Origin of the sequence: Nonomuraea sp. NPDC004580, from assembly GCF_040609855.1 — a bacterium.
Classification (GTDB): Bacteria; Actinomycetota; Actinomycetes; order Streptosporangiales; family Streptosporangiaceae; genus Nonomuraea; species Nonomuraea salmonea.
Genome location: NZ_JBEXLH010000022.1, coordinates 83,278 through 106,632, shown reverse-complemented (window position 1 = coordinate 106,632; position 23,355 = coordinate 83,278). Strand labels below are relative to the sequence as shown.

The following is a 23,355-nucleotide window of genomic DNA, read 5'->3' as shown; positions in this document are numbered from 1 at the left end:
AACCAACCAAAATGGCACGACGCACCGACGTCATGGACACCATCGTCAGCCTCGCCAAGCGCCGCGGGCTCGTCTACCCGTCGAGCGAGATCTACGGCGGACTGCGCGCGTCGTGGGACTACGGTCCACTGGGCGTCGAGCTGAAGAACAACGTCAAGCGGCAGTGGTGGCTGTCGATGGTCCAGTCCCGCGACGACGTGGTGGGCCTCGACTCATCCGTCATCCTGGCGCCCGAGGTGTGGCGCGCGAGCGGCCACGTCGACACCTTCACCGACCCGCTGACCGAATGCCTGTCCTGCCACAAGCGCTTCCGCGCCGACCACCTCCTCGAGGCCTACGAGGAGAAGAACGGCAAGGAGCCCGAGGGCGGCCTGGCCGACATCACCTGCCCCAACTGCGGCAACAAGGGCACCTTCACCGAGCCCCGGCAGTTCAGCGGCCTGCTCAAGACCTTCCTCGGCCCGGTCGAGGACGAGTCGGGCCTGGCCTGGCTGCGGCCCGAGACCGCGCAGGGCATCTTCATCAACTACCTCAACGTGCAGCAGTCGGCGCGCAAGAAGATCCCGTTCGGCATCGGCCAGATCGGCAAGTCGTTCCGCAACGAGATCACGCCGGGCAACTTCATCTTCCGCACCCGCGAGTTCGAGCAGATGGAGATGGAGTTCTTCGTCAAGCCCGGCACCGACGAGGAGTGGCACCAATACTGGATCGACGAGCGCTTCCGCTGGTACTCCGATCTGGGCATCAACAAGGACAACCTGCGCCTCTACGAGCACCCGCAGGAAAAGCTGTCCCACTACTCCAAGCGCACGGTCGACGTCGAATACCGCTTCAACTTCGCCGGCTCGGAGTGGGGTGAGCTGGAGGGCATCGCCAACCGCACCGACTTCGACCTGTCGGCCCACGCCAAGGCCTCCGGCGTCGACCTCAGCTTCTTCGAGCAGGACAGCGGCGAGCGCTACGTCCCCTACGTCATCGAGCCGGCGGCGGGCGTCGACCGCGCCACGCTGACGTTCCTGCTCGACGCCTACAGCGAGGACGAGGCGCCCAACGCCAAGGGCGTCATGGAGAAGCGCACGGTCATGCGGCTCGACCACCGGCTCGCGCCGGTCAAGGCCGCGGTGCTGCCGTTGTCGCGCAACGCCGACCTGTCGCCGAAGGCCCGCGACCTCGCCGCGCAGCTGCGCCGCCGCTGGAACGTCGAGTTCGACGACGCGGGCGCGATCGGCCGCCGCTACCGCCGCCAGGACGAGATCGGCACGCCGTTCTGCATCACGGTCGACTTCGACACCCTCGAGGACAACGCGGTGACGATCCGCGAGCGCGACTCGATGCGCCAGGAGCGCATCTCCATCGACGGGGTCGAGTCCTACCTGCGCCAGCACCTCAACGACTGATCCACGAGGTCTCGGAAGGGCCGCTCGCCGTTCGGCGGGCGGCCCTTCGCGCTGTCCAGGGGGCTTCTGACCTGGGGGTTTCCGCCGAAAAATCGTATAAAGGCGACGGTTACGCTGGTTTTCGCGGTGACTTGATGACATTCGTCCTAAGCCGATCACGGCCGATCCGAGGGACGAGGAATTCATGCGTACACCACGTTTCGCTCTTGTCTTGCTCGCCGCCGCCGCGCTGATGATGACGGGCGGCGCCGCGTTCGCCGACCCCGAACCGTCCGCCCTGGAGCTGCGCGTCGTCGTGGACGACTGCCTGCACGGAAGCGTGCAGCCATGACCGACCCCACTCTCCTGGAACGCGCCCTGTTCGAGATCAAGCGCGTCATCGTCGGCCAGGACCACATGGTCGAGCGGCTGCTCGTCGCCGTCCTCGCCAAGGGGCACTGCCTGCTCGAAGGCATGCCGGGCATCGCCAAGACGCTGGCCGCCGAGACCACCGCCACGGTCGTCGGGGGCACGTTCGCGCGCATCCAGTTCACCCCCGACCTGGTGCCCGCCGACATCGTCGGCACCAGGATCTACCGGCCCTCCAGCGAGACCTTCGACGTCGAGCTCGGGCCCGTCATGGTCAACCTGCTGCTCGCCGACGAGATCAACCGGGCGCCCGCCAAGGTGCAGTCGGCGCTGCTGGAGATCATGGCCGAGCACCAGGTCAGCATCGGCGGCACCACGTACGAGGTGCCCCGGCCCTTCCTGGTGCTGGCCACCCAGAACCCCATCGAGTCCGAGGGCGTCTACCACCTGCCCGAGGCGCAGCGCGACCGCTTCCTCATGAAGATCGACGTGGACTATCCCAGCGAATCGGAGGAGCTGGCGATCGTCTACCGCATGAGCGTGGACCCGCCCGCGCCCCAGAGCGTCCTCGGCCCTGAGGAGGTCGTCGCGCTGCAGCGCAGGGCCCAGGAGGTCTTCGTGCACCACGCGGTCGCCGAGTACGCCGTCCGCCTCGTCTACGCCACCCGCGACCCCGACCGGTACGGCATCCCCGACGTGGGCCGGCACCTCGCCTTCGGCGCCAGCCCCAGAGCCACGCTCGGCCTGCTGGCCGCCGGCCGCGGGCTCGCCCTGCTGCGCGGGCGCGACTACGTGCTGCCCGAGGACGTACGCGACCTCGCGCACGACGTCATGGCACACCGGCTCGTGCTCTCCTTCGACGCGCTGGCCGACGGGGTCATGCCCCGCCAGGTCGTGGACCGGGTGCTGGCCGCCGTGCCGCTGCCGGTCATCGCGCCCCAGCAGCGGACGGACGCCGCATGAAGCCGTACCTGATGGCCGAGCCCGCCCTGCGCAGGCTCGAGCTGACGATCACGAGGAGACTCGATGGGCTGCTCCAAGGCGAGCATCTGGGACTGGTGCCCGGTCCTGGCAGCGAGCCGGCGGAGTCGCGGGCGTACCGGCCGGGCGACGACGTGCGGCGCATGGACTGGAACGTCACCGCGCGCACGAACGAGCCCCACGTCCGTGACCTGGTCGCGGACCGCGAGCTGGAGATCTGGGCGCTGCTCGACGCCACCGCCAGCATGGACTTCGGCACCGTCGCCATGGAGAAGCGCGAACTCGCACTGTCGGCCCTGGCGGCGATCGGCTTCCTCACCCAGCGCACCGGCAACCGCATCGGCGTGCACCTTCTGCACGGCGGCGGGGTCAGGACGCTGCCCGCCAGGACGGGCAGGCCGCACCTGATGGCGCTGCTGCAGGCGGCGTTCGCGCTGCCGCGCACCCCGCCGGGCGTGGCCGAGCCGCTGCTCGGGGTCGCGGCCGAGCAGCTCGGCCGGGTCACCAGGCGGCGCGGGCTGGTCGTCGTCGTGTCGGACTTCCTCGACGCGCCCGAGACCTGGGAGCCGCCGCTGCGCCGCCTCACCGCCCGTCACCAGGTGCTGGCCGTCGAGGTGATCGACCCGCGCGAGCTGACCCTGCCGGACGTCGGCATCCTCACGCTGATCGACCCCGAGTCGGGGCGGCGGCGCGAGGTCGCCACCGGCAGCGCCCGGCTGCGCCGCAGGTACGCCGAGGCCGCGCTCGCGCAGCGGGACGCCGTCTCCGGTGCGCTGCGCCGGGCCGGGGCCGCGCATCTGCGGCTGCGTACCGACCGGGACTGGGTGCGCGACCTCGTCCAGCACGTCATGCGGCAGCGCAGGATGGCCTCGCTCGCCGCAAGTCCCACCCGGCACGGCTCCGCGCCCATGGGAGCCCCCACAGGAGGAGGTGGGGCGGCATGAGCCTCATCGCGCCCCTCTGGCTGCTGCTGCTCGTCCCGGTGGCGCTGCTCGCGGTCGCGTACGTCGTCATGGCGCTGCGCAGCCGCACCTCCTACGCCGTCCGCTTCGCCAACTACGACCTGCTCGACAAGGTCGCGCCGCGCCGGCCCGGCTGGCGGCGGCACGTCCCCGCGGCGGCGCTGCTGCTCATGTTCGCGCTGCTCGTCATCGGCTTCGCCCGGCCGACCGCCGAGGTGCGGGTGCCCAGGGAACGGGCGACGATCATGGTGGCGTTCGACGTGTCCGCGTCCATGGGGGCCACCGACGTCGCGCCCAACCGGTTCGAGGCGGCCAAGGCGGCGGCCACCCAGTTCGTCCAGGGGTTGCCGGAACGCTTCAACCTCGGGCTGGTGTCGTTCTCCGGCTCGGCCTCCGTCGCCGTGCCGCCCACCACCGACCGGCAGGCCGTCCTGTACGCGCTGGAGCGACTCGGCACCGACTCGGGCACCGCCATCGGCGAGGCCGTCTTCACCTCGCTGGAGGCCATCGCGGCGCTCGACACCGAGGAGGAGGCGCCGCCCGCGCACATCGTGCTGCTGTCGGACGGCTCCAGCACCACCGGCCGCACGGTCGGCGACGCCGCCACCGAGGCGTCGTCCCGTGGCGTCCCCGTCACCACCATCGCCTACGGCACCGCGGACGGCGTCATCAGCCTGTCCGGCCGCGACGTGCCGGTCCCCGTGGACGGGCCCGCCCTGCGCGGCCTCGCCGAGTCCGCGGGCGGCGGCTTCTACGAGGCCGCCAGCGGGGACGAGCTGCAGGCCGTCTACGAGGACATCGGCACCTCGGTCGGCTACCGCACCGAACGTCAGGAGGTCTGGCAGTGGTTCGTGGCAGCGGGCCTGATCTTCGGCCTGACAGCGGCGGTGACATCCATGCTCTGGTTCTCGAGGCTCCCATGAGAGGCCTCGGCACCCCCAAAGGCCCCTCCTTCACCACCCCGCCCTCCGCCGGCACAGGACCCGGCGAGGCGGGAAGCACCGTCTCAGGGGTCACCGGCGCGGGAGGCGGGCCGAGGGGAGGGCCCGCGCCGGGCACAGGAGCAGGGCACCTCCTCAGCTCCGCGCCGCCCCCGTCCAGACGCCGCGCCTCGGGGGAAGGCGCGGCGCCGACCGGTTCCGCACCCAGCGGCACGGCTTCCCACGGCGCGGCGCTGGCGGGCTCCTCGACCATGGGCGGCGCTTCCCGTGGCTCGCTGCCCGCCGGGGGCTCCCCTGTGACGGCGGGTGGGCCGTCTGGAGGCGGTCCCTCTCGGGGACGGGTGCTGGCGGCGGCGGCGTTGGTCGCGGTGGTCGCCGGGGCCGTGGCCGGGATGGCGGGTGGGGTGGCGGGGGGCCTCACGGGGGCGCGGATGGGTGAGCGACCCGCTGCGCCGGCGGCGTTGCCCCGGGTGGGGCCCGCCCCGTCCGCGCCGCTCACCGGGCTCAGCGCGACGGCGGCGCGGGTGCTGCCGAGCGTGGTGTCCATCGAGACGGGGACCTCAGGAGGGTCCGGGTTCGTGGTGGACGGCCAGGGGCACATCCTCACCAACGCGCACGTGGTAGCGGGCAGTACGCAGGTGACGGTGGTGCTCGCCGACGGGAGCCGGCTCACCGCGCGGGTGGCCGGGGCGGACCGGGGCGAGGACCTGGCCGTCCTGGAGGTGGATCATCCCGGCGAGTTGACGCCCGCGACGCTGGGCCGGTCGTCCGAGCTGGCGGTGGGCGACCAGGTGCTGGCGATCGGGTCGCCGCTGGGCCTGTCGGGCACGGTCACGTCCGGCATCGTCAGCGCGCTCGACCGCGAGGTACGCCTGGGCGACTCCCGCCGTACGGCGGTGCAGACCGACGCCTCCATCAACCCCGGCAACTCGGGCGGCCCCCTGGTGAACGCCCAGGGCGAGGTCGTCGGCGTGAACACGGCGATCGCCGCGAGCCGGGGCGGCGGCAACATCGGCATCGGCTTCGCCATCCCGATCGACAGGGCGGCGCCCATCGCCGAACGCATCATCCGAAATTAGTGTGCAGGACATGCGACTGCTGGTGGTGGAGGACGAAGAGGACCTGGTCGACGCCATGCGCGTCGGCCTGGTCCGGGCCGGGTACGCGGTGGACGTCGCCTTCGACGCCCTCGCCGCGCACGAGAAGCTGCAGGTCAACACCTACGACCTGGTGCTGCTCGACCTCAACCTGCCCGGCGGCGACGGCTTCCAGCTGTGCCGGTCGGTACGCGCGGCGGGCCAGGGCGTGCGGATCATCATGGTGACCGCCCGCGACCGCCTGGACGACCGGGTGCGGGGCCTGGACGAGGGCGCCGACGACTACCTGGTCAAGCCGTTCGCGTTCCCCGAGCTGCTGGCCAGGGTGCGCGCGCTGCTGCGCAGGGACGCGACGGGCGGCACGGCGGTGCTGGAGGTGGGCGGCCTGCGCATCGACACGGCCAGGCTGGAGGTGTCGCTGGACGGCCGCGCGCTGGCGCTCACACCGAAGGAGTACGGCGTGCTGCACTACCTGATGACCCGCCCGGGCCACGTCGTCTCCACGGAGGAGCTGCTCGAACACGTCTGGGACGAGCACGCCGACCCGTTCACCAACACCGTGCGGGTCACGGTCGGCAACCTGCGCCGCAAGCTCCAGGAGGACGGTCTGATCGAGACCGTGATCAGCCGGGGCTACCGGCTCAAGGAGCCGGCGTCATGATCCACACCATCCGCTTCAGGCTCACGGTGCTCTACTCGGGCCTGCTGTTCGTGCTGGCCACGCTGGTCCTCGGCGGCATCTACCTCGCCGTGTCGAAGACGACCGAGCAGCGCCCTGTCTCGACGGAGTTCGCGAAGACCTACAGCGGCAACCAGTACCTCGGCAAGCGCGAGGTGGTGTTCGTGGAGGAGGTCGAGAACGCGGTCAACGTGGAGACGATGGCGGCGCTGCGCAACTACTCGCTGCTCACCCTGGCCGGCCTGTACGTCGCCAGCCTGGGCATCGGCTGGGTGCTGTCGGGCCGGGTGCTGCGGCCGGTGCGGTCGATCACGCGGACGACGGAGGAGATCCAGGCCACCGACCTCAAGCGGCGCATCAAGCTGGACGGCCCGCGCGACGAGCTGAAGGACCTCGCCGACACCATCGACACGATGCTCGACCGGCTGGAGGAGGCGTTCAGCGCGCAGCGGCAGCTCATCGACGACGCCTCGCACGAGCTGCGCAACCCGCTGACCATCATCAGGGCGAACGTGGACGCCGTCCTTGCCGCCCCCGACGCCAGCGAGGAGGAGCGTACGCGGGCGGTGGCCATCGTGGACCGCGCGACGACCCGGATGACGACGCTGGTGGAGGACCTGCTGGCGACGGCGCGGCGGCAGGGCACGGCGTTCGCGGACACGGAGGTCGACCTGGCCTGGGTGGCGGGGGAGGCGTGCGAGGAGTACGCGGCCCCGGCCGCCGCCCGCGACGTGACGATCGTCAGGGAGCTCGGGACGGGCCTGGAGATGATCGGCGACGCCGACGCACTGCGCCGCTCGGTGGCGAACCTGCTGTCGAACGCCGTCCGTCTCTCGCCCCCGGGCGGCACGATCAAGGTGGCGGCCGGCCGCGCGGGCGGATGGTTGTGGGCGGCGGTCCGCGACGACGGCCCGGGGCTGCGCGAGGCGGACCAGGCGCGGGTGTTCGACCGGTTCTGGCGCGGCGAGGCCAGCCGCCGCGACCGGCACACGGGCCTGGGCCTGGCCATCGTGCGGCAGATCGTGGAGTCGCACGGGGGCAGGGTGGCGGTGTTCTCCAGGCTCGGCCAGGGAGCCACGTTCGTGCTCTGGCTGCCGCCCCGCGAAGGCGCCGGAGACGCCCCGCCGGAGATCAACCCTCTGAGCGCCGCCGGCACACCGCGCGGGTGACAAGGCCGGCACGGGCAGCACGAACACGGCGATCCGCAGTGGGGGTGTGACGTGATTCCGCACCGGCTGCCCGCCTTTCTCAAAAATTGGTGTAAACCAATTGGTCTAATCCAATTTTCTGACTATGGGTCTTAAAATTGGATTAGACCTTTTGTGCCGTGTTCACCAGCACAAACATCGACTTAACGGAGGGGTGCAGTTTCATCATCAATTTCACCGGTAGAGTCCGGTTCAGAGGCGTTCGATTGGAGCTGTGGTGGCCAAGTACGTTTACGATTTCACCGAGGGCAACAGGAATCTCAAAGATCTGCTCGGCGGTAAGGGCGCGAACCTCGCCGAAATGACGAACCTCGGGCTGCCGGTTCCCCCTGGATTCACGATCACCAGCGACGCGTGCCGCCACTACCTGGCGGAAGGCTCCCTGCCGGACGGGCTGGAGCAGGAGGTCGCCGGGCACCTCGCGGCGCTGGAGTCGACGATGGGCAGGAAGCTCGGCCAGGCCGATGACCCGCTGCTGGTGAGCGTACGTTCAGGGGCGAAGTTCTCCATGCCCGGGATGATGGAGACGGTGCTCAACATCGGGCTCAACGACGAGTCGGTGCACGGCCTCGCCAAGCAGGCGGGCGGCAACGACCGCTTCGCCTGGGACTCCTACCGCAGGCTCATCCAGATGTTCGGCAAGACCGTGCTGGGCATCGACGGCGACCTGTTCGAGGGCGCGCTCGACCGGCTGAAGGGGCGGCGCCAGGACACCGACCTGGACGCGAGCGAGCTGCAGCAGCTGGTGGAGACGTACAAGGGGATCGTGCGCGAGCAGACGGGCGCGGACTTCCCCGCCGACCCGCGCGAGCAGATGCGCCTGGCCGTCATGGCCGTCTTCGACTCGTGGAACGCGCCGCGCGCCATCCTCTACCGCCGCCAGGAGCGCATCCCCGCCGACCTCGGCACCGCCGTCAACATCATGGCCATGGTCTTCGGCAACTACGGCGACGACTCCGGCACCGGCGTCGCCTTCACCCGCGACCCCGGCTCCGGCCAGCAGGGCATCTACGGCGACTACCTGCAGAACGCCCAGGGCGAGGACGTCGTCGCCGGCATCCGCAACACCATCCCGCTTCAGGACCTCGAACGCATCGACCCGAGCTCCTACCGCGAGCTGCTCGCCATCATGGAGACGCTGGAGAACCACTACCGCGACCTGTGCGACATCGAGTTCACCATCGAGCGCGGCAAGCTGTGGATGCTCCAGACACGGGTCGGCAAGCGCACCGCCGCGGCGGCGTTCTGCATCGCCACCCAGCTCGTCGACCAGGGCCTGATCACCATGGACGAGGCCGTCACCCGGGTCACCGGCGACCAGCTCGCGCAGCTCATGTTCCCCCGCTTCGACGGCGGCGCCGAGAAGAAGAAGATCGCCAAGGGCATGAACGCCTCCCCGGGCGCCGCCGTCGGCAAGGCCGTCTTCTCCTCCGAGCGCGCGGTCGAGCTGGCCGAGCAGGGCGAGGACGTCATCCTCGTCCGCCGCGAGACCAACCCCGACGACCTGGCCGGCATGATCGCCGCCAGGGGCATCCTGACCAGCCGCGGCGGCAAGACCTCGCACGCCGCCGTCGTCGCCCGCGGCATGGGCAAGACCTGCGTGTGCGGGGCCGAGGAGCTGGAGGTGCTCCCCGCCGAGCGGCGCTTCACCGCGCCCGGCGGCGCCGAGGTCTCCGAGGGCGACGTCATCTCCATCGACGGCCGCACCGGCGAGGTCTTCCTGGGCGAGGTGCCGGTCGTGCCGTCGGCCGTGGTCGAGTACTTCGAAGGCGCCGCCGAGCCCGCCGACGACCTGGTCAAGGCCGTGGACCGGATCATGCGGCACGCCGACGGCGTCCGCCGGCTCGGGGTGCGCGCCAACGCCGACACCCCCGACGACGCCGCCCGCGCCCGCCGCTTCGGCGCGCAGGGCATCGGGCTGTGCCGTACCGAGCACATGTTCCTCGGCGAGCGGCGGCAGCTCGTGGAGGACCTGGTGCTCGCCACGACCGACGAGGAGCGTCAGGTCGCGCTGGACGCCCTGGAGCCGCTGCAGAAGTCCGACTTCATCGGCATCTTCCAGGCCATGGACGGCGCGCCCGTGACCATCCGGCTCATCGACCCGCCGCTGCACGAGTTCCTGCCCGACCTGGTGGAGCTGTCGATCAAGGCCGCCACCCAGGAGGCCACCGACAAGGACCGGCGGCTGCTGAGCGCCGTCAAGCGCCTGCACGAGCAGAACCCGATGCTGGGGCTGCGCGGCGTGCGGCTCGGCCTGGTCGTCCCAGGGCTGTTCGCGATGCAGGTCAGGGCCATCGCCCAGGCCGCCGCCGAGGTGCCCGGCGCGCGTCCCGAGATCATGATCCCGCTGGTGGCGGCGGTGCAGGAGCTGGAGTCCGTACGCGAGGAGGCCGTCAAGATCCTCGCGGAGACCGGCGTGGAGGCGCTGATCGGCACCATGATCGAGGTGCCGAGGGCGGCGCTCACCGCGGGCCAGATCGCCGAGGCCGCCGAGTTCTTCTCCTTCGGCACCAACGACCTGACGCAGCTGGCGTGGGGCTTCTCCCGCGACGACGTGGAATCCTCGTTCTTCCACCGCTACCTCGACCTCGGCATCTTCGGCGTCTCGCCGTTCGAGAGCATCGACAGGGAGGGCGTCGGCCGCCTCATCGAGATCGCGGTGGCCGAGGGCCGCGCCGCCCGCCCCGACCTCCACCTCGGCATCTGCGGCGAACACGGCGGCGACCCGGAGTCGGTCCACTTCTGCCACGACGCCGGCTTGGACTACGTCTCCTGCTCCCCGTTCCGCATCCCGGTAGCCAGGTTGGAGGCCGGCCGCGCCGCCCTGGCAGAAAACGAATCCGACACCCGCTGAGACCACCGGCGCCGGCGCCCGCCCTTCCCCGGCCGACCACCGGGGAAGGGCGGGCGCCGGAGCACGTTGCGGAAGGGCTCCGACTCCCTCCCTCGCCAAGGAGCCGCACTTCACGCCCGGTGAGCGGGTGCCTCAGAGGGAGTCGATGAAGTCGTCCAAGACCTTGTTGTAGGCGTCCGGACGTTCCATGTTCGGGTAGTGCGCGGCGCCGTCGATGGTCACTGAGCGGCCGTTGGCGACCGTGGTGGCGAGGCGTTCGGCCATTCCGATGTGGTCGGGGGAGTCGGCGGCGCCGTGGATGGCCAGCACCGGGACCTCGATCTCCCTTATGCGGTGCCAGGTGTCCTGCACCGGTGTGACGTGGTGGGGTTCGTCCGCCGTGTGCTTGCTCATCGTGGTTCGCGCCATCGCTCGAAGGCGTCGCGGCACCTCCGGGTCGAGCTCCGTGAGGTCGCGGGACGGGCCCAAGCCGACCGTCAGGAAGCCCTCGATCGAGCCTTCCAGGTCGCCGGCGGCCATTGCGGCGTGCCAGACGGTCATGGCCTGCCGGGTCCACGGGTCCTCGAAGTACGGTTCGCTCGTTCCCGCCCCCGTCACCACCAGGGCGCTGACCAGCTCAGGGTGCTCCAAGGCCGTGTCCACCGCGAGTCCCGCCCCCATGGAGACTCCCACCAGCACGGCAGGCCCGGTGCCGAGGTGCCGCAGCAGACCGGCGAGGTCGTCGGTGAGCCGGTACGGCCCCGTGGCGTTGGCGGAGCGGCCGTGGCCGCGGGCGTCGTACGCGATGACCCGGTAGCGATCGGAGAGCACCGGGATCTGGTCGTTCCACATCGTGTGGTCGAGGAAGCCGCCGTGCAGCAGGACGACGGGCTTGCCGGTGCCGTTCTCGGTCCAGAACAGATCCTTCATGACAACCAAGGTGTCATGTTGGCGAGTGAATGACAACTCAGGTGTCATGATGGAGGGGTGAGCGAGACACGAGGAACGCCACCGACCGACCGTCTCACCGAGGTCTTCGACCTGGTGGGCCCCCTCTACCGGCGCGCCCAGCGCAAGGTGGAGCAGGACGCGCCCATCGAGGGCCTGTCGGTCGGGGTGCGGGCGGTGCTCAACATGCTGCGCGAGCACGGCCCCATGACCGTGCCGCAGATGGGCAGGGAGCAGGCGCTGAGCCGCCAGTTCGTCCAGCGCATGACGAACGACGCCGCCGCGCGGGGCCTGGTCGAGACCGCGCCCAACCCGGCGCACAGGCGTTCGTCGCTGATCCGGCTGACGGAGGAGGGGCGGGCCGCCATCGAGGCGGTGATCGAGCGCGAGCGTACGGTGCTCCGCCAGGCGGGCGGCGACCTCACGGAAGCCGAGATCGAGACCTGCCTGCACGTCCTGGCACGGCTGCTCAGGCTGCTCGACGACATCGACATGGACTGAACCGCCCGCCACCCGGAGGACGTCGTCGAGAAGCGCTCTGCGTCCTACCGGCTCGTCGTCCCCGGCAAGCGGGTCAGCGGCGTACGGGCTCGTCGTCCCAGACGAGCGGGGTCACCGTGCCGGAGACCCAGTCGCGGCGCAGGATCGCGTAGGCGATCGAGTCGTGGGCCGACCCGTCGGGCGCCGGCCACGCCTCGCGGTAGTGGGCCTCCTTGACGTAGCCGCAGGCGCGGAAGACGGCCCGCATCGCCACGTTGTCGCCCCGCGTCTGCCCCTCGACCCGCTGGATCCGCGGGAAGGCGTCGAACAGATGAGCCGTGAGCCAGCGCACCGCGTCCTTGCCCAGCCCGCGTCCCCGGAAGCGGGGCAGGATCCGCAGGTCGAACATGGGGGTCGGGTCGCTGAGGTCGGTCAGCCTGACCAGCCCGGCCCGCTCCCCGCCGGCGATCTGCCAGAACGTGCGGTTGTCATCGTCGTCGTAGACCCCGTCCGCGACCCGCCTCCTGATCGCCTCGGGATCCTGCACCCCGGCGTGGAACGGCCAGGGGTCGGCCATCAGGAAGGCGACCAGCGCCTCGGTGTCGTCGGGCGAGAGCCGCACGTACTCGATCCGCACCGGGCCATCGTGCTGACCACCCGGGCGCCCGGTCAACCGAATAAGCAGCGCCGCCCTCCCCGACCAGGGAAGGGCGGCGAACGAAGGATCAGCGCACGGTGACGGTGTGCAGCAGCCTGTTCAGGCCGGTCGTGGCCTCCCAGGTGCCGTCGTTGGCCAGCCGGATCGCGTACTCGGCCCGCGAAGGCCGCAAGGGATCGGGCAGCCCGAGCAGCAGCGCGTAGCTGCCGGCCGCCAAGGACGAGGGCAGCGTGACCGTCTGCGCGACAGTCGTCGTCCCGCCCGCCTGCCACTTACGCGGGTCGGCGGACAGCGGGATGCGGGTGACGGCGGAGGTGGCGGTGTTGCGCAGCACCAGCTCCAGGCCGCGCGGGTTGACGGGGGCGGCGTACCCGTCGTTCCTGACCGTGATGCGGATGGGGAGCCGCCCGCCGCGGGTGGCCGTGCCCGGGTAGGTGCCGGAGACGAGCGAGAGGCGGTAGCCGAGGCTGCGGCTGACCGCGTCCCAGCAGCCGCCGGTGCTCCAGCTCTGGAGCACGCCGGTGTGGTAGTCGGCGTTCAGGTACGACCAGTGGAAGCGAGCCAGCTCGTCCTGGGCGGTGGGGCAGTCGGAGCGCGGCGGGTTGGGGTTGCAGGTCTCGCCGCCCATCGCGACGTGAGCGGTGTCGGAGGAGAGGTACGGGTACTCGACCGCGGCGTCCTCGTAGGTGCCGTAGTCGTCGGGGCCGGCGAGGAAGCAGTCGTTGTGATGCCCGATCCGCGCCACGGCGGAGCCCCCGTGCGCCTGCCCGGGGGTGACCGGCGTGGTGGAGTAGAGGGTGCGCTTGAACTTGGGGGTGCGCAGCTGCACCATCCGCGTCGAGGGCAGGACGCTCAGCAGCTTGTCGACGACGGCCTTGCGGTTGGCCCAGTCGGCGGCGGTGACGTTCCCGGCGTTGCCGAAGTTCTGGGTGTAGTACCACTCGCCCCAGGCGCCGATGAAGCCGGCCTGCATCACGGAGATGACGTCCTGGTTGGCCCGCAGGTAGGGGGCGAGCTGGTCGAGGTGAGCCAGCACGCGGTCCTTCGGCGCGTCGGCGCCGTCCTCCGAGGCGGTGTAGGCGAAGCGCAGGATCATCTTCAGCCCGGCCTGCCGTACGGTGTCGAACTGCTGCTGGAGCTGGGCCAGCGCGGCCTGGCTGAGCGGGCCGCCGGTGAACTCGGCGAGGTAGAAGACGCACATGACGAGCGAGATGTTCTCGTTCGTGCGGTAGCTCCGCAGGGTGCCGGCGTCGAAGTCGTTCTTGTCGCAGTCGCCGGTGTGGTGGTAGAAGCCGCGCTCGGGGTTGGCCACGTCGGCGCCGCTCTGCGCGTACGTCACCGTGGCCGCCTTACCGGTGGCCCCAGCGATGGCCCCACCGATGGCCAGGGCCGGAGGCGCGGTGAGTAAGGACGCGCAGAGGAGGAGCGGGAGGGCGAGGGTGCGTGCGAGCTTGGGCATGGGGCTCCCTAGGCATGCCGGGGGTCTCGGGCTTGCGCAACTAATCATGGATTCCATGAGAATTAAGTCAAGACCTTGCCATCAAGAACCCAGGAAGGAGCCATGCAGTCCCACGCTTAACGGTGGACTCCCCGGTATTGTCAGTCGTCCGAAGGAACCACCAGCCGCATCGCCGCCCGGTCGTTCCCACCGACGATCACCGCGCCGGGCCGCGCCTGCGCCGCCCACCTGTCGGGCATGACGGCCGGCGCGAGCACCCGGTCGTACGGCGCCCGCTCGGGGCACCCCCGCGCCGTGTCACCGACGATCAGATGAGGACGCACCCCGGCCGCCACCAGGTTCCGCCACGCCTCCTCGGCCACCGTCGCGTCACCCTCGACCGACGTCACACTGCCCGACTCGCCCGTCAGCCGGCACAGCAGCGCGGTGATCCACCCGCTGCCCGTGCCCACTTCCAGGATCCGCTGCCCGGGACGCGGATCGAGCAGCTCAAGCAGATCGACGACGCAGCTCGGCGCGAGCACCACGCAGCGGTAGGAGCTCGGGTCGCGGCTGCTCGGCGTGGCGATCGGCCGCCCGGAGTAGACGGCGTCCCACCAGGCCGTGGGATCGTCGTCGCGGTCGATCGGCCGCGCGCCGTCGTCTTCGAGCACGAGCCCGCGCGAGGGCACGAACCAGTGGCGCGGCACCTTGCGCAGCGCCTGCTCGATCGCGCCCGTGGCGCGCGGCCTGCGCTCGGCGATGGCCGCGAGCATCTCCTCCAGCCGCCAGGCGATGTGCGGAAGCATCGCCCTGGCCCCGCCGTCCTGCCTGCTCACATGGCCTCCTCCAGGCCGTCGTTTGCTAACGGTGACCGTAAGGCCACGGATCGCAACCTGGCAAGGGATCGCCGATGTTTCGTCCGCGTTCTCCCTGTGAGCGAGCGTCCTCGTCAGTGCAGGGCGGCCGGGCTGGGCACGTCGAGCGGCACGTAGTCGTGGCGCATCCCGTGGTCGCCGAGCCACTGCCGCAGCCCCGCGACGGCCGCGGGGTTGGTCGCGACCTGGGCGGCGTACTCGGTCAGCGCCACCTCCTCGCCGTCGTCGAACAGCAGCCGAGCGGGCCCCGACCACGACAGCGTCCACTTGGCCTGGCCGAGCTGGATCAGCACCGCTTCCAGCGCCTGCCCGAGCACGCCCGACAGCAGCGTCGGGGACGGGTTCCAGCCCTGCTCAAGCAGCTTCGCCTCCAGCTCCGCCTGCCGGCCCCGCGCGATCGCCTCGAAGGCCGCGTCGAGGTACGGCCGTGAGGCCCCCATCACCTGCTGGCCCGCCACCGCCAGGTCGTGCAGGGCGTCGGCGTTGCGGCCGGCGTACATGCCGTGGGCGACCAGGTCCTCCCACGGCACGGGACGCAGCGTCGCCAGCGCCTCCTGGCTCCACATCGACTGCTCCACGGCCTGCACCGCCACGTTGGCGTCGATGAGCAGCGTCAGCGCCGAGCGCGGGTCGGGCACCTGCTGCGGCTCCGGCAGGTGCTCGATGGCCGCGAGGCGCTCGGACAGGCTCGGGTGGGAGTCGTAGGGCGAGACCTCCTCGGGCTGCTCGGCCAGTTTGGCGAGCTGCGTCTGCCGCTCGGGGTCGCTCATCAGCGCGTGGAAGCCGCCGAACACGGTCGCGGGCCTGGCCCCGCCCGCGCCGGTCAGCACGAGGTAGCTGTTGACGTACAGGTCCCAGCCCGCCGCCGTCGAGTGGATCTTGCGCAGCGCGCCTGCCATGGCCTGCCGGCCCCCGATCGCCACCGCGAACCGGTCGGCCTCCAGCTCCTGCCGGCGCGAGACGGCCTGCGAGATGCGCAGGTAGAGCTTGGCGTACCAGGTGAACAGGCGCTGGACGAACGGGTGGTTGCGCAGCCCCTGGACCGTCGCGATGAGCGAGACCCGCCCGCGGTAGACCGGCGCGCCCAGCCGGGTGTGCGCGCCGCTGTAGTGGCCGAGCTCGTGGCCGAGCACCGCGCGCAGCTCGTCGACCGTGAGCGTCTGCAGCAGCGGCAGGCCGATGAACATGCGCCGCCTGGTCGCCTTCATGCCGAGGAACCTGGTGTCCTCGGACACCGCCGCGTTCACCTCGGGCACCAGCCTGATCTCGTCGGGCGGCGCCGTACGGACGCGCTGGGCCAGCTCCTCCACCGTCTGCCACAACACCGGCTCGTGCTCGCGGCCGACCGCCACGCCCGGCTGCTCGCTGTCGCCGCGCCTGCTGACCATCACCAGCGCACGGACGAGCGCGCCCGCGGCCAGCGTGAACACGACCGCGAACTTGACCAGGTTGGCGTGGAAGTCCACCACGAGCAGCACGTCGAAGAAGACCGCGGCTGCCAGAATGAGGCCGACCAGCACGTAGAAGCCGGCGAGCAGGGTGAAGGCCAACACCGCTCGGAATGCTGTCGTCATGGGGGAGGGCTCCCGGGGAAGGGGTTCTCGCGAGGCTTGACACTAGCGGAGAGACGAAACTGGATAAAATCACCGTACAAATGCCGTACTACAACGAGCACGATCAGGAGCGTTGGGTTCCGGAACCACCCGGCAATCCCGAACGTTCCGCGTTCGAACGTGACAGAGCACGCGTGCTGCACAGCGCCGCCCTGCGCAGGCTGGCCGCGAAGACGCAGGTCGTGGGCCCGGGGGAGACACCGGGCGGCGGCCAGCACATCCCGCGTACCCGCCTGACCCACTCGCTCGAATGCGCCCAGGTGGGCCGCGAGATGGGCGCCACGCTGGGCGTCGATCCCGACCTGGTGGAGACCGCCTGCCTGGCGCACGACCTGGGGCACCCGCCGTTCGGGCACAACGGCGAGGTGGCGCTCAACGCGCTGTCGGCCTCCTGCGGCGGCTTCGAGGGCAACGCGCAGAGCCTGCGCCTGCTCACCAGGCTGGAGGCCAAGGTGCTCACCGAGGACGGCCGCAGCGCCGGGCTCAACCTCACCCGGGCCGCGCTCGACGCCTCCATCAAGTACCCGTGGACGTGCGACGTCTCGCCGAAGTTCGGCGTCTACGACGACGACCTGCCGGTGTTCGCGTGGATCAGGGAGGGCGCGCCCGAGGGCCGGGTGAGCTTCGAGGCGCAGATCATGGACTGGGCCGACGACGTCGCCTACTCCGTGCACGACCTGGAGGACGCCCTGGCCTCGGGCCACGTCACCCCCGAGGCCCTGCGGTCGCCGATCGAGCGCGCGAACGTCTGCGAGACCACCCGCACCTGGTACGCCCCCGGCGCCGACCTCGGCGAGCTGGAGGAGGTCTTCGCCCGGCTGATCGACGACCCGCTGTGGCCGCGCCACTTCGCGGCCACCCTCGGCGACCTGGCCGGCCTGAAGGCGCTCACCAGCGGCCTCATCGGCCGCTTCTGCCGCTCGGCGCAGGCCGCCACCAAGGAGGTGTACGGCTCCCGCCACCGCGCCGACCTCGTCGTCCCGCGCGCCACCCGGCTGGAGTGCGCGCTGCTCAAGGGCGTCACCGCGCACTACGTGATGACCACGGAGGACCACCACGCCAAGCAGGCCAGGCAGCGCGACCTCATCACCGAGCTGGCCTCCCTGATCACGCTGGGGGCGCCGGAGACGCTGGAGCCCGCCTTCCGTCCCGCGTACCTGGAGGCGGCCGACGACGCCGCCCGCGTCCGGGTGGTGATCGACCAGATCGCCTCGCTCACCGACACCTCGGCCGTCGCCTGGCACCGCAGGCTCTCCCGCTGATCCCGGGACGCGGGCGGGCGCCTGGCGCGATCCGCTTTTCCGGGGACCGCGCCGGGCGGATACTGCGCCCATGGCCACATTTGTGATCGTCGGCGCCGGGCTCGCCGGGGCCAAGGCCGCGCAGACGCTGCGCGAGGAGGGCTTCGACGGCGAGATCGTGCTGGTCGGCGCCGAGGCCGAACGCCCCTACGAACGACCGCCGCTGTCCAAGGACTATCTGCAGGGCAGGAGCGAGCGGGAGAGCATCTACGTCCACGAGCCGGCCTGGTACGCCGACAACGACGTGGACCTGCGGCTCGGCCTGCGCGCCACCCGCATCGAGCCGGGCCACCACGTCGTACGCCTGGCCGACGGCTCCCGGCAGCCCTACGACAAGCTGCTGATCGCCACCGGAGCCGTCCCCAGGCGGCTGCCGGGCCCCGCCTACTACCTGCGTACGGCCGAGGACAGCGAGGCGCTCGGGCGGCGCCTCGCCGAGGGCGGGTCCGTGCTGGTCGTCGGCGCCTCCTGGATCGGCCTGGAGACCGCCGCCGCGGCGCGGGCGGCCGGCTGCGAGGTCACCGTCGTCGAGCCCGAGCCGACCGCGCTCAACCGGGCGCTCGGCCACGAGCTGGGCGAGCTGTTCGCCCGCCTGCACGTCAGCAAGGGCGTCGACATGCGCTTCGGCACCGCCGCCGCGGAGGTCACGGAGAGCGGCGTGCGGCTCAGCTCGGGCGAGCGGCTCACCGCCGACCTCGTCGTGGCCGGCATCGGCGCGGCCCCCGAGGTCTGGCTGGCCCGCGACGCCGGGCTCGACGTCGGGCAGGGCATCCGTACGGACGCGGCCCTGCTCACCTCGCACCCCGACATCTACGCGGCCGGCGACGTCGCCGAGTCCTACCACCCGCTGTACGGCCGCCACGTCCGCGTCGAGCACTGGGCCAACGCCCTGCACGGCGGCCCCGCCGCGGCCAGGTCGATGCTCGGCCACGAGGTCGTCCACGACCGCGTCCCGTACTTCTCCACCGACCAGTACGAGCTGGGCATGGAGTTCTCCGGCGACGTCTCGGGCCACGACGAGATCGTCTACCGGGGCGACCCCGACGGGCTGGAGTTCATCGCGTACTGGCTGCGCGAGGGCCGGGTGATCGCCGGCATGAACGTCAACGTCCGGGACGTCGCGGACGACATCCAGGAGCTGATCAGGTCGGGGGTCACTGTGGACGCAAAGGAGCTATCGTCGGGTTGAGCGTGACGACGTCCTCCTCGCTGGCCGTCCTGCGCGGCTTGGGCTTCCTGGTCGGCTTCGGGGTGCTGCTGGTCGTCTGCGCCGGCACCACCTTGCCGAGACACTGCACGGTGCAGCGCGGGGTCTCGCCCAGCTTGCCACGCAGCTTCATGGTCTCCTCGCGCGGCGAGAGCGTGCGGTTGCCCTTGCGCCAGGCGTCGAGATAGTCCCACGGCTCGACCATGCCCCTGCGCACCCACCAGTAGGCGGGGCCGGTCTTCCACGAGATCGCGAAGTACAGGTTCGAGCCGGTGTCGCGGGCGTTGCCCGACCTGCCCACCTTCCCCAGCACCTGGCCGCCCTTGACCTTCGTGCCGGGCTTGATCCCGCCGGCGACGGAGTCGAGATGACCGCCGAGGTAGCGCACGCCGTCGGCGCCGATGATGGTGACGAACCTGCCCCCGCGCGCCGCTCCCGCGTCCGTGGCGGGCGACCACGTGTCGGAGGTGTTCACCTCGTCCACGACGCCGTCCACGGGCGCCACGTACGAACAGCCCTGCTTGGCCCAGATCGTCGTCTTGGGCAGCACCAGCAGCTTGCGCTGGTAGGTGGTCTTACAGCCCTTCACCGGGAAGGTGTAGGTGTACTTCGACAGCTTCGGCGGCGGCACCTTGACCGGGTCGTCGCCCTCGGGCTTGCCGGCCGCCTGGCTGGGCGAGGGCGACGGGGAGAGGGTGGGCGTCGGCTCGGCCGCGCCGCCTCCGGCGGGTCCCGAGGCCGGCACGGTGGCGGGTGCGACCGGCCGGTTCGCGCCGACTCCCGCCAGGCCGGCCTGGCTGCAGGCACCGGTCAGCAGCACGGCGCCCGTGACGGCCGCCCATCGTCCGATATGCCCCGATCGCATGTTCTCCACCCGTGTCACCGTTTCCACCGACAACCTTTACCTTTGTAGCCGACCGGGGGCCCCCGCATTGCCGCTTTCCTCCTTTAGCAGCCGTGCGGATACCCTCCGCTACCTCCCCGTTCCCATGCCGTGTATCCATGCCGTGCACCCATGCCGGGACACCCGCGGTGAGCCGAACCGTCGGTGGGGCGGAATAGACTCACCGGCGTGGCTGGCCGGATCCGTGACGTCGACATCGCGCTCGTGCGCGAGCGTTCCCCCATCGCCGATGTGATCGGCGAGCACATCCAGTTGCGCAACGCCGGAGGCGGCAACCTCAAGGGGCTGTGCCCGTTCCACGACGAGAAGACGCCGTCGTTCAACGTCACCCCCGAGCGCGGCATGTTCTTCTGCTTCGGCTGCTCCGAGGGCGGCGACGTCATCACGTTCGTCGAGAAGATCGAGCACCTGTCCTTCGGCGAGGCGGTCGAGCGGCTCGCCCAGCGGGCCGGCATCCAGCTCCAATACGAGCAGGGCGGCTACGCCCCACGCCGCGACCACGGCGAGCGGGCCAGGCTGATCGAGGCGCACAAGGCGGCGGCCGAGTTCTACGCCGACAAGCTCATGAGCCCCGACGCGGCCCCAGGGCGGCGCTTCCTGTCCGAGCGCGGGTTCGAGCGGGCCGACGCCGAGACGTTCGGGGTGGGCTACGCGCCGGCCGAGTGGGAGGCGCTGACCCGCCATCTCCTCGGGCGCGGCTTCACCGTCGACGAGCTGGTCAAGGGCGGCCTGTCCAGAGAGGGCAGACGCGGCCCCATCGACCGGTTCAGGGGGCGGCTGATCTGGCCGATCAGGGATGCCACCGGCGATGTGATCGGATTCGGCGCGCGGAAGTTGCTCGATTCCGATGACGGGCCGAAATATCTGAATACGCCTGACTCGCCGCTTTACAAGAAGAGCCAGGTCCTTTATGGAATCGATCTTGCGAAGCGCGAGATCTCCAAGCGCGCGCAGGCCGTGATCGTCGAGGGCTACACCGACGTGATGGCCTGTCATCTCGCCGGCGTGCCCACCGCCGTGGCCACCTGCGGCACCTCGTTCGGCGAGGAGCACATCAAGATCCTGCGGCGTTTCCTGCTCGACCAGGCCGAGTTCCGCGGCGAGGTCATCTTCACCTTCGACGGCGACGCGGCGGGCCAGAAGGCGGCGCTGCGGGCGTTCGCCGACGAGCAGAAGTTCGTCACGCAGACCTACGTCGCCGTGCAGGGCGACGGGCTCGACCCGTGCGACCTGCGCGTCAAGCAGGGCGACGCGGCGGTGCGCGACCTGATCGCGAGCCGCGAGCCGCTGTTCCAGTTCGCGATCAGGAGCACGATCTCCCGCTACGACCTGCGCAGCAACGAAGGCAAGATCGCCGCGCTCGACGCCGCCGCGCCCATCGTGGCCGGCATCAAGGACCCGGGGCTGCGCAAGCGCTACGCCATCGACCTCGACCGCTGGCTCGGGTTCATGGACGAGCGGTTCGTCATGCAGCGCATCTCCGAGGTCTCCGGCGCCCAGCAGGGCCGCCGCCGGCGCGCCCCCCAGGCGGCTCCGGTCGATCCGAGCATCCGGGTCGAGGGCGAGCTGCTCAAGCTCGCCGTGCAGCGGCCCGCGCTGCTCGGGCCGCGCTTCGACGCGCTCGACGCGCAGGCGTTCACCACGCCAGAGCACTCGGCGCTGCACCAGGTCATCGTGGCCGCGGGCGGCGTCGTCTCGGCCGGTCACGGCGGGCGCGAGTGGGTCGACCGGCTGATGGAGCAGGCCCACGAGGAGAGCACGCGCGCGCTGGTGACCAGGTTCGCGGTCGAGCCCATCCACGCCGACGCCCACGCCGAGCAGCGCTACGCCAACGACATCATGGCCGCGGCCGAGGCGATGCCGGTCGATCGGGCGATCGCCCAGGTCAAGTCCCGCATCCAGCGGCTCAACCCGGTCGAGGAGCAGCAGGAGTACAACAAGCTGTTCGGCGAGCTGGTGGCGCTGGAGCAGCAGCGCCGGGTGCTGCGCGACCGCGTGGCGGGCGGCTGAGCCCGGCTCGCTCAGGTAACAGTTCGGCTGCGATCAACGCCCTTGAACAGGGTGGTTGACCAGGGAATGTGGCGCGGTCCAAAGCCGGACAAAGCAGATGGACAACGTGACGAAGGCAGCGAAAGAGATGCGTCCGGCCAGACGGCGACGCCGGGCGCGTGATTCCAGACCGCGTAATTGACTTTACTTTCCTGATCAAACTCGGGCCAAACCTTATAGCGATCTCAATTCGGCAAAGACGATGGCCTTACCTTCGGTGACAAAAATGGGTCTGCCATTTGATGGAACCAATACTGCAGACTGTCCTTCGTGGGTGCATCGGTGCTGCCAAGTGGACCGCCATCCGTAGATCAGGTGGCGGACCTCGTCGCGAAGGGAAGGGAGCGCGGGAGCGTAACCGTCGATGACGTCGCAGCCGCGCTTGACCGATCCGAGTTGCCGTCCGACGCGCTGGAACGCGTCGTACGCATGCTCGCCGAGAACGGCGTGGAGGTCCTCGAGCCGCAGGGCGACGAGGAATCCACCCGCGCCGATGAGGAGGACGTAGGCAAGCGGGCGCCGACCAGCGATCTCGTCCGTATCTACCTGAGGGAGATCGGCCGGGTGCCCTTGCTGACCGCTGAGGAGGAGGTGGAGCTCGCCAAGTCGATCGAAGCCGGTCTGTTCGCCGAGGACAAACTGGCCAACGGGGTCTCGCGTCTGGCCTTCCCTGAGTTCAGGGAGCTCGTCTGGCAGGGCACGCGGGCCAAACAGCGGCTCATCGAAGCCAACCTCAGGCTCGTGGTGTCCATCGCCAAGCGGTACGTGGGCCGCGGCATGTTGTTCCTGGACCTGATCCAGGAGGGAAACCTCGGCCTCATCCGGGCGGTCGAGAAGTTCGACTACACCAAGGGTTACAAGTTCTCCACCTACGCCACCTGGTGGATTCGCCAGGCGATCACGCGGGCCATCGCCGACCAGGCGCGGACCATCCGCATCCCCGTGCACATGGTGGAGACCATCAACAAGCTCGTCAGGGTGCAGCGGCAGCTCCACCAGGATCTCGGCCGCGAGCCGATCCCCGAGGAGATCGCCAAGGAGATGGACCTCCCGGTCGACCGGGTGGTCGAGATCCAGCGCATCGCCCAGGAGCCCGTGTCGCTGCAGTCGCCGATCGGCGAGGAGGACTCCGACCTCGGTGACTTCATCGAGGACGCCGACGCGGTCGTGCCGATGGAGGCCGCGGCCTTCATCATGCTGCAGGACCAGCTCGACGACATCCTGGCCACGCTCTCCGACCGGGAGCAGCGCATCATCCAGCTCCGCTTCGGCCTGGCCGACGGCCATCCGCGCACGCTGGAGGAGGTGGGCAGGGAGTTCGGCGTCACGCGGGAGCGCATCCGCCAGATCGAGTCGAAGACGCTGGCCAAGCTCCGCCACCCGACGCGCGCGCAGATGCTGCGGGATTACCTGGATTGATCACGGGTCAAAGG

20 protein-coding genes are annotated in these 23,355 nt (G+C 70.7%); 14 read left to right on the top strand and 6 right to left on the bottom strand.

The window, feature by feature from the left end; genetic code table 11:
* The first annotated feature begins 11 nt into the window (after nucleotides 1–11).
* The 9 genes from ABZW11_RS23265 (at nucleotide 12) to ppdK (ending at nucleotide 10,467) form a co-directional block, all read left to right on the top strand.
* Nucleotides 12–1,397, top strand: coding sequence for a glycine--tRNA ligase (locus ABZW11_RS23265; protein ID WP_355420493.1), 1,386 nt, complete (start codon nucleotides 12–14; stop codon nucleotides 1,395–1,397).
* 184 nt (nucleotides 1,398–1,581) lie between these two features.
* Nucleotides 1,582–1,728, top strand: a complete 147-nt coding sequence (locus ABZW11_RS23260; RefSeq protein WP_355420491.1) for a hypothetical protein — start codon at nucleotides 1,582–1,584, stop codon at nucleotides 1,726–1,728.
* Complete coding sequence (locus tag ABZW11_RS23255) at nucleotides 1,725–2,708, top strand: MoxR family ATPase (protein WP_355420488.1); 984 nt, start codon at nucleotides 1,725–1,727, stop codon at nucleotides 2,706–2,708. The genes ABZW11_RS23260 and ABZW11_RS23255 overlap by 4 nt, the downstream gene beginning before the upstream one ends.
* On the top strand, nucleotides 2,705–3,670 hold the full coding sequence (locus tag ABZW11_RS23250; RefSeq protein ID WP_355420486.1) for a DUF58 domain-containing protein: 966 nt from the start codon (nucleotides 2,705–2,707) through the stop codon (nucleotides 3,668–3,670). The genes ABZW11_RS23255 and ABZW11_RS23250 overlap by 4 nt, the downstream gene beginning before the upstream one ends.
* The gene (locus ABZW11_RS23245; RefSeq protein WP_355420483.1) at nucleotides 3,667–4,611 is read left to right on the top strand and encodes a VWA domain-containing protein; all 945 of its coding nucleotides are present in this window, start codon (nucleotides 3,667–3,669) and stop codon (nucleotides 4,609–4,611) included. Before ABZW11_RS23250 ends, ABZW11_RS23245 begins: the two co-directional genes overlap by 4 nt.
* A gap of 449 nt (nucleotides 4,612–5,060) precedes the next feature.
* Nucleotides 5,061–5,708: a trypsin-like peptidase domain-containing protein gene (locus ABZW11_RS23240; protein WP_355420480.1), complete on the top strand. Its 648-nt coding sequence runs from the start codon at nucleotides 5,061–5,063 to the stop codon at nucleotides 5,706–5,708.
* Nucleotides 5,709–5,718: 10 nt separating this feature from the next.
* Nucleotides 5,719–6,387 (top strand): response regulator transcription factor, encoded by a 669-nt coding sequence (locus ABZW11_RS23235; RefSeq protein ID WP_355420477.1) that lies wholly within the window; start codon nucleotides 5,719–5,721, stop codon nucleotides 6,385–6,387.
* Nucleotides 6,384–7,574, top strand: coding sequence for a HAMP domain-containing sensor histidine kinase (locus ABZW11_RS23230; RefSeq protein ID WP_355420474.1), 1,191 nt, complete (start codon nucleotides 6,384–6,386; stop codon nucleotides 7,572–7,574). Before ABZW11_RS23235 ends, ABZW11_RS23230 begins: the two co-directional genes overlap by 4 nt.
* Nucleotides 7,575–7,830: 256 nt before the next feature.
* Nucleotides 7,831–10,467 carry a pyruvate, phosphate dikinase gene (gene ppdK, locus ABZW11_RS23225; protein WP_355420471.1) on the top strand — a complete coding sequence of 879 codons (2,637 nt, stop codon included), beginning with the start codon at nucleotides 7,831–7,833 and terminating at the stop codon, nucleotides 10,465–10,467.
* Nucleotides 10,468–10,599: 132 nt separating this feature from the next.
* Here the strand turns inward: ppdK and ABZW11_RS23220 are convergent, their stop codons facing one another.
* The gene (locus ABZW11_RS23220) at nucleotides 10,600–11,376 is read right to left on the bottom strand and encodes an alpha/beta hydrolase (protein ID WP_355420468.1); all 777 of its coding nucleotides are present in this window, start codon (nucleotides 11,374–11,376) and stop codon (nucleotides 10,600–10,602) included.
* Between the two features lie 57 nt (nucleotides 11,377–11,433).
* On the opposite strand from ABZW11_RS23220, the gene ABZW11_RS23215 reads away from it, so the two are divergent.
* Nucleotides 11,434–11,895, top strand: a complete 462-nt coding sequence (locus tag ABZW11_RS23215) for a MarR family transcriptional regulator (protein ID WP_355420465.1) — start codon at nucleotides 11,434–11,436, stop codon at nucleotides 11,893–11,895.
* Nucleotides 11,896–11,968: 73 nt separating this feature from the next.
* Here the strand turns inward: ABZW11_RS23215 and ABZW11_RS23210 are convergent, their stop codons facing one another.
* The 4 genes from ABZW11_RS23210 to ABZW11_RS23195 form a co-directional block, all read right to left on the bottom strand.
* Nucleotides 11,969–12,511, bottom strand: a complete 543-nt coding sequence (locus tag ABZW11_RS23210) for a GNAT family N-acetyltransferase (RefSeq protein WP_355420463.1) — start codon at nucleotides 12,509–12,511, stop codon at nucleotides 11,969–11,971.
* A gap of 88 nt (nucleotides 12,512–12,599) precedes the next feature.
* On the bottom strand, nucleotides 12,600–13,991 hold the full coding sequence (locus ABZW11_RS23205; RefSeq protein ID WP_355420460.1) for a DUF4832 domain-containing protein: 1,392 nt from the start codon (nucleotides 13,989–13,991) through the stop codon (nucleotides 12,600–12,602).
* A gap of 140 nt (nucleotides 13,992–14,131) precedes the next feature.
* Nucleotides 14,132–14,809 carry a hypothetical protein gene (locus ABZW11_RS23200; protein ID WP_355420457.1) on the bottom strand — a complete coding sequence of 226 codons (678 nt, stop codon included), beginning with the start codon at nucleotides 14,807–14,809 and terminating at the stop codon, nucleotides 14,132–14,134.
* A 113-nt stretch (nucleotides 14,810–14,922) separates the two neighbouring features.
* Nucleotides 14,923–16,401 (bottom strand): M48 family metallopeptidase, encoded by a 1,479-nt coding sequence (locus ABZW11_RS23195; protein WP_355420455.1) that lies wholly within the window; start codon nucleotides 16,399–16,401, stop codon nucleotides 14,923–14,925.
* A 101-nt stretch (nucleotides 16,402–16,502) separates the two neighbouring features.
* On the opposite strand from ABZW11_RS23195, the gene ABZW11_RS23190 reads away from it, so the two are divergent.
* Complete coding sequence (locus ABZW11_RS23190; protein WP_355420452.1) at nucleotides 16,503–17,723, top strand: deoxyguanosinetriphosphate triphosphohydrolase; 1,221 nt, start codon at nucleotides 16,503–16,505, stop codon at nucleotides 17,721–17,723.
* 70 nt (nucleotides 17,724–17,793) lie between these two features.
* Nucleotides 17,794–18,951: an FAD-dependent oxidoreductase gene (locus tag ABZW11_RS23185; RefSeq protein ID WP_355420449.1), complete on the top strand. Its 1,158-nt coding sequence runs from the start codon at nucleotides 17,794–17,796 to the stop codon at nucleotides 18,949–18,951.
* On the opposite strand, the gene ABZW11_RS23180 is transcribed toward ABZW11_RS23185, so the two are convergent.
* Nucleotides 18,917–19,834 (bottom strand): M23 family metallopeptidase, encoded by a 918-nt coding sequence (locus tag ABZW11_RS23180; protein WP_355420446.1) that lies wholly within the window; start codon nucleotides 19,832–19,834, stop codon nucleotides 18,917–18,919. The genes ABZW11_RS23185 and ABZW11_RS23180 overlap by 35 nt on opposite strands.
* A gap of 207 nt (nucleotides 19,835–20,041) precedes the next feature.
* Between ABZW11_RS23180 and dnaG the strand changes: the two genes are divergently transcribed.
* Nucleotides 20,042–21,883, top strand: coding sequence for a DNA primase (dnaG, locus tag ABZW11_RS23175; RefSeq protein ID WP_355420443.1), 1,842 nt, complete (start codon nucleotides 20,042–20,044; stop codon nucleotides 21,881–21,883).
* A gap of 321 nt (nucleotides 21,884–22,204) precedes the next feature.
* A complete protein-coding gene (gene rpoD, locus ABZW11_RS23170) occupies nucleotides 22,205–23,341 on the top strand; it encodes an RNA polymerase sigma factor RpoD (protein WP_043627522.1) in 1,137 nt (378 codons plus the stop codon).
* The last annotated feature ends 14 nt before the right edge of the window (nucleotides 23,342–23,355 follow it).